Source organism: Streptomyces sp. SID13726 (assembly GCF_010548375.1).
Taxonomy (GTDB): Bacteria; Actinomycetota; Actinomycetes; order Streptomycetales; family Streptomycetaceae; genus Streptomyces.
This window is the reverse complement of sequence record NZ_JAAGLY010000090.1, coordinates 1-771: the sequence shown is the minus strand read 5'-3', so window position 1 is coordinate 771 and position 771 is coordinate 1. Positions and strand designations below refer to the sequence as shown.

General features: G+C 73.9%; 1 protein-coding gene. It reads left to right on the top strand.

Features of this window, described 5'->3' with window-relative positions:
• Nucleotides 1-143 precede the first annotated feature (143 nt).
• Nucleotides 144-771: hypothetical protein (locus tag G3I78_RS46495; protein WP_164436598.1), on the top strand; the 628-nt coding region annotated here is incomplete at its 3' end.

The following is a 771-nucleotide window of genomic DNA, read 5'->3' as shown; positions in this document are numbered from 1 at the left end:
TGCAGCCGATCGCCGCCGACCGCCAGCGCATCCAGCACGCCGACCGCGAGCCGGAACTGGCCAGCGACAAGGAGCCCGCCCCACCCGCTCCGGCGCCCTCGCCCAACCAACCCGCCCCCCAGCACGAGATGGAGATCTGACCCGTGAGCACCGAGCCCGCGAAGTTCGACCCGACGTACTACCTGATCAGCCGCGAGCACCAGATCACCGCCCCGTACCTTCCGAACACCGAGCCGCTGCCGCCCGTCCGCAGCGCGGCCCGCATCCTCTGGGAGCACTTCGGCCGCATCGCCCCGGCCCTGGTCACCACCGCGGCGACCGCACTGGCGTGGGCGTGGCACGAGCAGCTCCCCGATGGCTCCACCCAGCCCCTGTGGATCAGCGGACTGTTGGCCGCCCTCGCTGGAGCAGCCGGGACCGTCTCCGCGTCCAAGCAGCACGGCGAACCGGAGACCACCCGGGCCGCGTTCGCCGCCGCCGGCACCCTCGCCCTGGTCGGCATCGCTGCCTGGACCCCCGACTGGCCGCTGCGCACCCTGATGTGGCTGCTGGGCACCGCCGCCGTCTACGCGGTGTGCGCCCCGCTGTGGCGCGGCGACCGCCGCCAGGAGCGCGAGCACCGCCACGAGCGCGTGATGGCGGAGACCGAGGGCCGTACCGCCGTGGCCATCGCCATGGTCGAGGGACAGACCCGCGTCACCGAGGCCCAGCTGGCCCACCAGACCGAGGTCGCCCGCGTCACTGCGATCAGCCAGAGCGTCGAGGCCCTGG